Genomic DNA, 10,228 nt, shown 5'->3' with positions numbered 1-10,228 from the left:
ATTGAGTACTATATTTGGTCATAAGAAAAGCCCCACAATCGTTAGATTTATCTGTCTAACAATTGTAGGGCACTTCACCACATGGTCAGTGCCTTTTTTGACATAGAAGTTAATTGCGTTGGTTGGCGAGACTGATAAAATCGGCCACAAATGTTTCCGGCACACCGGTGGCTACCAGAGCCCGCAACGGCATGTTGAGGAACATGAGATTCTGGGTTAGCTGTGGCTGATCAGCCTGTTGGTCGCTGAATCCGAGGGGATTGTTGGCGCCAAGTGGCTTGAGAACTGTTGCCTTAAATTGGTCCAAAAGTTTGTGGTCACGGACGATCGTGGTCAGATAGGTTTCCATGGTGATAGGAGCTGGGGAGTTCTTGAAGTCCATGGTCAACTTGGTCTGGAGACGAATGTCACGAGAGGATTGACCCACCATGAGTTCGTAATCACCAGAATCGGCCTGCCAACGGTGTTTGCCATCGCACCACCAACTGAAGTCTTTTCGACTGAGTTTGAGGGTGACAGTCTTGGTTTCGCCAGGTTCTACGGTAACCTTGGTAAAGGCCCGCAGTTCCTTAGTTGGCATTGGTACATGGGAAGAATGGTTGGCGACGTAGAGTTGTGGCACAGCCTTCCCAGCGAGGTCACCGGTGTTAGTTACATTGAAGGTCACGGTAGCCCCGTGCTCGTCCTGATCAACCGCGAGATCAGTGAGTTCAAACGAGGTGTAGCTGAGTCCGTAGCCAAATGGGTAGAGGACATGCATTTCGTGCGTATCGTAGTAACGGTAACCCATGAAAATTCCTTCCGTGTAGTATTCGTGTTGGGGATCTTGGCCAAAGGTTGGTGCCATTGGGGTGTCGGTCAAACGAATTGGAAAGGTTTCGGTTAAGTGACCAGAAGGATTAACCTTACCAGTCAAGACATCCCAGGTGGCTTCACCCACGGCTTCACCGGCCAGGTAGGTTTCAACAACGGCGGTGACTGAGTGAATCCATGGCATTTCAACCGCGGAGCCATTTTGAAGGACAACCGTGGTGTGGGCGTTAATACGACCCAGACTGCCAATTAAATCTGTTTGATTTTCCGGTAGCATCAAGGAATTCTTATCAAAGCCTTCGGATTCATCACTAGCAGGATAACCGGCGAAGATGATGACGTGATCGGCTTCCTTGGCGGCGGTCAAGGCTTCTTGAACCAGGTGGTCATCGGTTTCACTCTGGTCTAGCCGGTAGCCGGGGTAGTAGGTCGCGTCCAGACCAGTATGCTTAAGGGCATCCAGTGGGGTGACCAAATAAGACGGATTGACGTGCGAACTACCGGCACCTTGATAACGCGGATTTTCGGCGAGTTCACCGATGACGACGATCTTGCCTGATGTTTTAGGACGCAGAGGTAATTCTTCGTCGTGGTTCCGTAACAGAACGATACTATCGTCCGCAATCTCACGGGCGAAAGCGTGGTGTGCCTGATGGTCGTAGTCGCCAGCAGTGGTCTGTGGAGCCCAATCATCGATGAGGTGGAGGATATGGCGAACAGCCTTATTCAGAGTTCCTTCATCCAGTTCACCGGTTTCGATGGCTCGCAGAATTTCATCGATCGAGGCTTGACCCTTTCCGGGCATCTCGAGATCGAGGCTGGCACGTAGGGAGCGAGCATGGTTGGCCACCGCCCCCCAGTCGGACATGATAGCCCCATGGAAGCCCCATTCGTCTCTTAGAATATCACGTAACAGGTGGTGATTCTCAGCGTTCAAGACGCCATTAACCTTGTTATAGGAGGTCATGATGCTAGCAGGGCGAGCTTCCTTCACAATAATTTCAAAGGTTCGCAGGTAAAGCTCACGGAGTGTCCGTTGTGACATGTCGCTGGACGCCGTGAACCGTTGATTTTCGCGGTTATTAGCGGCAAAATGTTTGACGGCAACCCCGACGTGTTGAGATTGTACGCCGCGAACATAGGCACTGGCGAGTTTACCAGCGACTAAGGGGTCTTCGGAGAGGTATTCGAAGTTACGACCACCAAGGGGTGAGCGTTTCAGGTTAACGCCTGGTCCTAAGAGGAGACTGACCTGTTCAGCACGGGCTTCTTGACCGAGGTGTTCACCGAGACGTTGCATGAGGGATTGATCCCAAGAACTAGCCGTGAGGGCTGCTGAAGGGTAGGTAATGGCAGTCACGGAATTCGTGATGTCACCAGCATCTGCCCCTGGTTTTTGCTTACGGAGTCCAGAAGGGCCATCCGTCAACATGAGGGCGGGAAGCCCGAGTCGAGAAATAGCGGCGGTGTACCAGAAATTCTTACCGGAGACCAGTGCGGCCTTCTCGGGTAACGTGAGTTCAGCAAGCGTGCGTTCGATGTCCATACGTTCAAATCCTTTCTACTTTTTCAGCTAGTCCTAGTATACCGTTTTCCCGGAAGTGATGTTAGTAAGGAAACCGTTTCTTTTGACAAAGCCTGGCAAATAGCGTACCTTTAAATTTGTGCAATCCATTTAATAACTAAAAGTAAGGAGGAAACCACGATGCTAGCCAACGAACGCCACAATCAAATGACGATCACTGCATGTTGCAAATGTAACATGACTATTTGTGTTGGGTTAAATCGTGATTTCCAGGCAAACCAGTAGACCTACATAACGACAACGATTGTTGTCGCTGTAGCGGGTTTCCTCTCACGATTGACTGTGAGGGAAAACCCGCTTTTTGTTTGTTCGTTTAGGGGATTGCACGCCACTAAATTGAAGAAAAGGGAGCGTTAATGTTATGAGAAAATGGACCGGAATCGGATTAGTTGCCGCAGTAGTCGCCATGGGATTGGGTCTGGCTGCATGTGGGCAATCATCATCAGCGACGCCCCAGCAAGACTTGAGGTTACCAGCGACGGCACAATTGGATACGATTGATTTGGCCAAAGCCACGGGTTATGGTCAGACTGGAAACGTCTTTGAAAGTTTCTATCGGTTGGGCAAGGACGGTAAAGTAGCCCCTGGCTTGGCGGATTCTGCCAAGATGTCCAAGGATAAGAAAACTTGGACGTTCCACATTAGAGACAATGCCAAGTGGAGTAATGGCGATCCGATCACGGCGCAAGACTTTGTTTATTCTTGGCGCCGGACGCTGACCCCAGCCACCAAAGCGTCCTATACGACGATGTTTTCCGGAATTAAGAACGGAGACAAGATCATCGCCGGCAAGGCTGATCCTAGTGAGATTGGGATTCATGCTAAGAACAAGCACACGGTGGTTATCGAATTGGATAAGCCAATTGCCTACTTTAAGATTCTGATGGCCTATCCGCTATTTGCCCCACAGAATGAAAAGGTCGTTAATAAATACGGAAAGAAGTATGCTACGAAGTCCGAGTACATGGTGTATAGTGGACCGTTTAAGATTACCAATTGGAGTGGGACTGGGAATACCTGGTCATTCGTCAAGAATAACCACTATTGGGACAAAAAAGTTGTGAAACTGAATAAGATTAGTTACCAAGTGGTTACCAATCCGCAGACTGGGCTGAGCCTATACCAGAATCAGAAGCTTGACTTCGCACAGCTCTCGACGGAACAGGTTAAGAACTACAAGAATAACAAGGCGTTCAAAGAATATCCTTATTCCATTGTTATTCACCTGAAGTACAACTTCCAGGATGCCGATAAAGAAAAGCGGCGTATCATGAATAATCAGAACATCCGTCAGGCGATTGCCTTATCCATCAATCGTCGTCTCTTAACCAAGAAGGTCTTGGGGGATGGGTCTGTGACGCCGACTGGTTTTGTGGCCAGTGGTCTTGCCAAGGATCCAAAAACCGGTGAAGATTTCGCTAAGCAACAAGTGGTTAAGAATACCACAACCTACAACCCAACGTTGGCGAAGAAAAAATGGGCGGCTGGTTTGAAGCAACTGGGGGTAAAGAAGGTTAATCTAAGCATTATGGCTGGAAATGACGATGTCGCTGCCAGTACTGTTACCCAATATTTGAAGGGAACACTGGAAAAGAACTTACCTGGTTTTGACCTCACGATTCAAAATGTTCCGGCTTCAGTCGCTCAATCACGGGCAACAAGTGGTGACTTTGACCTCTTCCTCTCCCACTGGGGAGCCGATTTCAATGATCCCATTTCCTTTATGCAGATCCCAACGAGTTCTAACGCCTTGAATTATGGAAAGTGGTCCAACAAGGCTTACGATGCCTTGATTGACAAGGCCCAGAATCAAGACGCTGGGAACGATGAGGCCCGTTGGCAAGACATGGTTCAGGCCGCTAAGCTCATTAACAAGGAACAGAGCTTTACGCCGCTCTACCAGGCCAATTACGCCTATCTGCAACGGTCTACGGTTAAGGGTGTGATTCACAACACGGCCGGAACGCAATGGAGTTACAAGTACGCTTACCTCAAATAGAACTTTTAGATCCGTGAAGGACGTCGATTTTGTCGGCGTCCTTTTTTTCTTTACACTGACTGGCCAATCCCGTTACAATTAAGAGAGATTAAAAGGGAGAGGGGAGACCAATGGCAATTGGACCACATGATGGTCAACAATGGAAGACGGATGGTGCTGCGGAGTATGACGCTTACTTCGGGACCCCAACACATGATGATCACGTGTTATTCGAACTATTGACGGTTGGAGTCTTTCAGGTTGGCCTGAGTTGGCAAGCAGCGGCTAGCAAGTTACCAATTTATCGGCAGGTCTTTGACGGTATGGCGATTCCGTCAGTGGCGGCCATGATTGATGAATTAGCAATTCCGGAGATTGCGGCGTTTCCGGGGATGATTGGCAATCATCGAAAAATTCGGGCCGTTTTACAGAATGCCCGGGCAATTCTCAAAGTGCAACAAGAGTTTGGCAGCTTTTCCGCCTATTTATGGGCTTTTGTTGATGGGACACCTTTCCTATTGCCAGCACCGCAACGTGACGCACTGGCCCATCAGTCGACGTTGGGTAGTGCCGTTGCCAAGGACATGAAGCGTCGTGGCTTTAGCTTTGTGGGACCAGTGGTGACGCACATGTTTCTGCTGGCTGCGGGCATCTTGCAAGAGCCGGTCGTGCCGGACTAAGTGAAAATTAGGTGAGAATTTATGGGAACCTGAAACCGATTTATTTAGGGCACTGATTGGTCAGAGCCGCTAGGACGGGATCCGTTATGAATAAATTTATTATCGATTGTGCTTGACACCGAATTAGAATTGCATTAGACTTGCTATTAAATTAAGCGATTGAAAACAATGTGATCAGGAGAGTAACCACCGTTAATGGTTTCAAGAGAGCTCGCGACTTGCTGAAAGCGGGTAACCCACGGCGGGGTGAAGATGGCCTGAAATGAATTGGTACCGCTGAGTCTGTTCGATGAAGTGGTAATGCTTGGCACTCATTATCGTGCACGCACTTTAAGGCGCAAGCTGGCGAGTGTTAATGAGGGGTCGGCATCGTCTGACTTGAATTAGAATGGTACCACGACAGAGTTCGTTTCTATTAAATTAGAAGCGGACTCTTTTCTTTTGGTCATTGTTTTCAATCGCGAGCTTCAAAATAAATCTTTAAAAGGGATAAAGGGGATTTTGAGTATGAAGAAATCATTTAAACATTTTAGTTGGCTATTATTACTGTTAGTTCCACTGTTGATTGTGTCTGGCTGTGGCAAGTCCAGCAGCAAGACGGTTAAGGTCGGGATCATGGGATCCGACGAAAAGATTTGGAAGCCGGTTCAAAAGAGACTGAAGAAGGAAGGGGTCGACATCAAGTTGGTGACCTTTACCGATTACAACCAGCCTAACGCAGCCTTAACGAACCATGAAATTGCGCTTAACTCGTTCCAACACACGTACTTCATGGACCAATGGAACAAGGCACACAAGAGCAACATCGTTTCCATCGGGAAGACCGTTCGCGCACCACTACGTCTTTACTCCAAGAAGGTTAAGAACGTTGCCGATATCAAGAAGGGCGAACAGATTACGATTCCTAATGATTCAACTAACGAGGGTCGGGCCTTACACTTGCTTCAATCGGCGGGTCTGATTAAAGTGGATGGTAGCAAGGCATTACCAACGCCTAAGGACATCACTCAGAACAAGTTGAATTTGAAGATTACGCCAGTTGATGCCGCTCAGACGCCACGTTCCTTAACGGATGCCGTCGGTGCCGTCATCAACAATGAGTTTGCTGCCGAAGCGAAGTTACCAAACAGTGAAACAATTTATAAGGAAAAGATCAACAAGGCTTCAATTCCTTACATTAATATCATTGCGACGAACAAGGCTGATAAGAACAACAAGACTTACAAGAAGATTGTGAAGGCTTACCAGACCGAAGCGACGAAGAAGTTATTGAAGAAGTACTATCACGGATTAACTATCCCAGCTTGGTAACAAGCTGAGAGTTCTAAGTTAAAATTAGCCGGCATAAGGCGAGTAAGGAGCACGAAGATTTGACTAACGAAGCGATTATTGAGTTAAAGAATATCGACGTCACTTTCCATAATAAGGGACAGACCGTCAACGCCGTGAAGGATGTGTCATTGACCGTCGATCGCGGAGACATTTATGGGGTAGTGGGTTATTCCGGTGCGGGGAAGAGTACCCTCGTGCGGGTCATTAACCGGCTTCAGCCACCGACTGCCGGCACCGTTGTGGTGAACGGTCAAGATATATTACACCTGACGCCCCGGGAATTGCGGGTAGCCAGAACTAAGATTGGAATGATTTTCCAACACTTTAACCTGATGGATTCTCGGACAATTGCGGATAATGTGGGCTATCCTCTACGTTTCCGTTTATCTAAAAAGAATCGGCAAGAAAAGGTGGCGCACCTCTTGGAACTCGTTGGTCTGAGTGAAAAAGCCAACGATTATCCGGCCCAACTCTCTGGTGGTCAGAAGCAACGGGTGGCCATTGCTCGAGCACTGGCCAACGACCCCGAGATTCTGATTAGTGATGAAGCGACGAGTGCCTTGGACCCCAAGACCACGTCATCCATCCTGGAACTATTGAAGCGGCTGAACAAGGAGCTTGGCCTCACGGTGGTGCTAATTACCCATGAAATGGAAGCCGTCAAGGAAATCTGTAACAAGGTTGCCGTGATGGAATCCGGTGAAATCATTGAACGCGGGGATCTGGTCTCGATCTTCAGTCAGCCTAAGAAGCCACTGACACAGGACTTCATTAACACCGCGACCCAGATCAACCAGGCTCTGGAAAAGATTTACAAGCAGTCCAGTGCGCTGGACCTGAGTGACCATCAGCAGTTAGTGCAACTCCAATACGTGGGTGCAAGTACTGATGCACCACTGATTACGGAACTTTACAAGCGATACGATGTGGTTTCAAACATTTTATATGGGAACGTGGAAATCTTACAGGACACGCCACTGGGAAACTTGATCGTGGTCATGTCTGGGGAACCGGATAAGTTGCAAGAAGCTTGGCAATACTGCCAGGATGCCGGGATTAAGATTACCCACTTGAAGCCCACGGATTCGGAGGTGGCTTAATTGAGTTGGTTTGCTAAATATTTTCCTAACGCTGTTACCATGAAGAGTGACTTCATTCAAGCCACCGGTGAGACGCTGTATATGACGCTGATTACTGCTGTAGTGGCAGGGATCCTCGGAATGATTATCGGGATTGGTTTAATCGTCACGCAACCCGGTGGTATTCTGGAAAATCGCATCATTTACAACATCTTCGATAAAATTGTCAATCTCTGTCGGTCGATTCCATTTGTTATTTTGCTGGCCGTGATTGCCCCCTTAACCCGGGTGATCGTCGGAACTGCCATTGGAACGACTGCGGCCATTGTGCCACTGGTGATTGGGTCCGCACCATTCTATGCGCGACAGATTCAAAATGCCTTGGCTGAAGTTGACCACGGGGTAATTGAGGCGGCCGAATCGGTCGGGTCCAGTCCCATGGGCATTATCTTCCGGGTCTACCTCAAGGAAGGCTTGCCTGACATTATTCGTTCTTCTGTTCTAACGTTGATCAGTTTGATTGACCTAACCGCTATGGCTGGTGCTATCGGTGGGGGTGGCTTAGGGAACCTGGCCATCAATGTTGGGTACAGCCGGTTTGAAACGGATGTGACTGTTTTGGCCATGTTGATCATTCTAGTCATTGTCTTTGCTATTCAATTAGTGGGAGACTTATTGGCTCGTCGCGTGGATCACACCGCCTAACTGTTATTAAAACTCGAAAAGGAGAGTTGGGAATGTTTCCCACTCTCCTTTTCCTATGAAGTCTGTTAACTGGCAAACGGGGTAATCTAAAAAGTTTTAAAATCTAGGATTTTGTTGCCAAATTCTAATGATTTTTAGGTAAAATAGACAAATTAAAAACACACGTGTGACGTGAGAGAGAAAGGATTCATGGGCTTGAAAAAATCAGGATCAGCAACCGAAAACGTCGTCAAAGGAATTTTTTGGGCGACCGTTGCGTCGGCAATGTTTGGAGTGTCGGGAACGGTGCTCCAGTTCATCTCACAAGGACAATCGATTCCCAGCAGTTGGTTCCTATCTGCCAGAACGATGGGGGCGGGGGTCACCCTATTGGTTATCAGTCTGATTATGTATGGCAAAGAAACGTTTACGATCTTTAAAAGTTGGCGGGAGATCGGCTTGGTCGTTGCCTATGCTATCTTTGGTTTAGGGGCGAACCTGTTGACCTTTTACATTTCCGTTCAAACAGGGAATGCCGCTGCAGCCACAATTCTCCAGTATTTAAGCCCACTGTTTATCGTGTTGGGAAGCTTACTGTTTAAGCATGTACGACCACTACGAAGTGACCTGATTGCCTTCGCGGTGGCCATGGTCGGGGTCTTTCTGGCAATCACCCGAGGAAACATCTCACAATTGGCCATTCCGTTTGATTCCCTGATGTGGGGGATCGGGTCTGGGATTACCGCGGCTTTTTATGTGGTGTTGCCCCGGCCACTGGTCCGCGATTACGGACACCAACCCATCACGGTGTTGGGCTGGGGAACCTTCATTGCAGGGGTCTTTTTTAACATTCACCAGCCAGTGTGGGTACAGACGCCACCTCTGACGAGTACGCTCTTGATGTCGATGGCCACGGTCATTATCATCGGAACAATTCTGCCATTTGCACTGATACTGTACAGCACCCACTTCGCGCCATCTGATGTTATTAGTATTGTCGATGCTGTGCAACCAGTGATGACCTTCGTCCTCTCGATTATCTTCTTGGGATTGAAGATTTCCATCGCCGAAGTTGTGGGTTCCATCTTGGTGATCTTGGCCATCTACCTGCTTCAACGCGGGCGGCGAAAGATTGTTGAGAAGGATTTTTGACGGGAGTGAGCGAAATTGACAACTTTTGATTGGGTTCGCCACGGTCAAACACAGGCCAATGTGGACCAAATTTTTCAAGGTCAATTAGATACAGCCGCGACACATTTGACCGTTCGTGGCTTACAACAGGCCGAGCAGTTGGCGCAGGCACTGCGGTCAATTAAATACGATCGCGTCGTCAGCAGTCCTTTACATCGTGCCCGGCAGACGACCGCCGCATTAACGCAAGTGATTCCCCTGGTCCCAGAGTTTGATGAACGCCTACAAGAGGCTGACTACGGGCAGTGGACCGGGCAAACCTATGCGGCCGTTAGTGCTGAATACGCGACATCCTTTGATCCGGTCACTCGGGAAGTTTTACCGAATGAGTTAGCCCCAGTCGGTGGTGAATCGTATTTGATGATTCAGCGGCGGGTCGGGCAGTGGCTGGCCGAACAGGTCGTGGATCATCCTGATGACCACGTGCTAGTCGTAAGTCATGGTCTGACGATTAAGGCCCTCGCCCTTCTCGTATTGAGTGCACCGGCAACGGCTGCCTTACCTGAACCTAGCAATACCAGTGTGACGCGGATGACAATTGATCCGGTCACCGGCCGACGTTATCTGCAATTTTACAACTTGGTAACTGGCAATTTTAACTAAATGACTGTAAAAAAATAACCTCGCCAATTGGCGGGGTTATTTTTAGTTGAAAGTCGGTTACTTCTTGAGGTTATCTTCAACGTAAGACCGAACGTCATCGTCGGACTTCGCATCAATTTCCTTCATCGAAGCTTCAGTCTTATCAGTGTCGTGCCCATTGGCTTCCATGAAGTGGTCCCACAATGCGTCACGAACAGGCATAGCCTGGTCGGACCAGTCGAATACTTCACTCATCTTTTCATCCAATAAAGCAGTCTTTTCAATATCAGCCATAACCAATTAC

Annotated in this window: 9 protein-coding genes; 7 read left to right on the top strand and 2 right to left on the bottom strand. The window is 48.5% G+C overall.

Annotated features, from left to right (window positions below; translation table 11 throughout):
* Positions 1–109: 109 nt before the first annotated feature.
* On the bottom strand, positions 110–2,359 hold the full coding sequence (locus EKM71_RS09545; RefSeq protein WP_125574383.1) for a glycoside hydrolase family 3 C-terminal domain-containing protein: 2,250 nt from the start codon (positions 2,357–2,359) through the stop codon (positions 110–112).
* Between the two features lie 400 nt (positions 2,360–2,759).
* On the opposite strand from EKM71_RS09545, the gene EKM71_RS09540 reads away from it, so the two are divergent.
* From EKM71_RS09540 to EKM71_RS09510, 7 genes are all read left to right on the top strand, one after another.
* Positions 2,760–4,397: a peptide ABC transporter substrate-binding protein gene (locus EKM71_RS09540; protein WP_125574382.1), complete on the top strand. Its 1,638-nt coding sequence runs from the start codon at positions 2,760–2,762 to the stop codon at positions 4,395–4,397.
* 110 nt (positions 4,398–4,507) lie between these two features.
* Positions 4,508–5,056, top strand: a complete 549-nt coding sequence (locus EKM71_RS09535) for a DNA-3-methyladenine glycosylase I (RefSeq protein ID WP_125574381.1) — start codon at positions 4,508–4,510, stop codon at positions 5,054–5,056.
* Positions 5,057–5,563: 507 nt separating this feature from the next.
* On the top strand, positions 5,564–6,367 hold the full coding sequence (locus EKM71_RS09530) for a MetQ/NlpA family ABC transporter substrate-binding protein (protein ID WP_125574380.1): 804 nt from the start codon (positions 5,564–5,566) through the stop codon (positions 6,365–6,367).
* Positions 6,368–6,441: 74 nt separating this feature from the next.
* Positions 6,442–7,488: a methionine ABC transporter ATP-binding protein gene (locus tag EKM71_RS09525; protein ID WP_164504777.1), complete on the top strand. Its 1,047-nt coding sequence runs from the start codon at positions 6,442–6,444 to the stop codon at positions 7,486–7,488.
* Positions 7,489–7,527: 39 nt separating this feature from the next.
* On the top strand, positions 7,528–8,172 hold the full coding sequence (locus tag EKM71_RS09520; protein WP_191986207.1) for a methionine ABC transporter permease: 645 nt from the start codon (positions 7,528–7,530) through the stop codon (positions 8,170–8,172).
* A gap of 189 nt (positions 8,173–8,361) precedes the next feature.
* The gene (locus EKM71_RS09515) at positions 8,362–9,303 is read left to right on the top strand and encodes a DMT family transporter (protein ID WP_125574387.1); all 942 of its coding nucleotides are present in this window, start codon (positions 8,362–8,364) and stop codon (positions 9,301–9,303) included.
* A gap of 15 nt (positions 9,304–9,318) precedes the next feature.
* Positions 9,319–9,945: a histidine phosphatase family protein gene (locus EKM71_RS09510; RefSeq protein WP_125574377.1), complete on the top strand. Its 627-nt coding sequence runs from the start codon at positions 9,319–9,321 to the stop codon at positions 9,943–9,945.
* A 57-nt stretch (positions 9,946–10,002) separates the two neighbouring features.
* Here EKM71_RS09510 and EKM71_RS09505 read toward each other — a convergent pair whose 3' ends face one another.
* The gene (locus EKM71_RS09505) at positions 10,003–10,218 is read right to left on the bottom strand and encodes a P8 family protein (protein ID WP_125574376.1); all 216 of its coding nucleotides are present in this window, start codon (positions 10,216–10,218) and stop codon (positions 10,003–10,005) included.
* Between the last annotated feature and the right edge of the window lie 10 nt (positions 10,219–10,228).

The sequence above is a fragment of the Levilactobacillus huananensis genome, from assembly GCF_003946145.1.
Lineage (GTDB): Bacteria > Bacillota > Bacilli > Lactobacillales > Lactobacillaceae > Levilactobacillus > Levilactobacillus huananensis.
The sequence above is the reverse complement of the archived record's forward strand: the minus strand, read 5'-3'. Positions and strand labels throughout refer to the sequence as shown.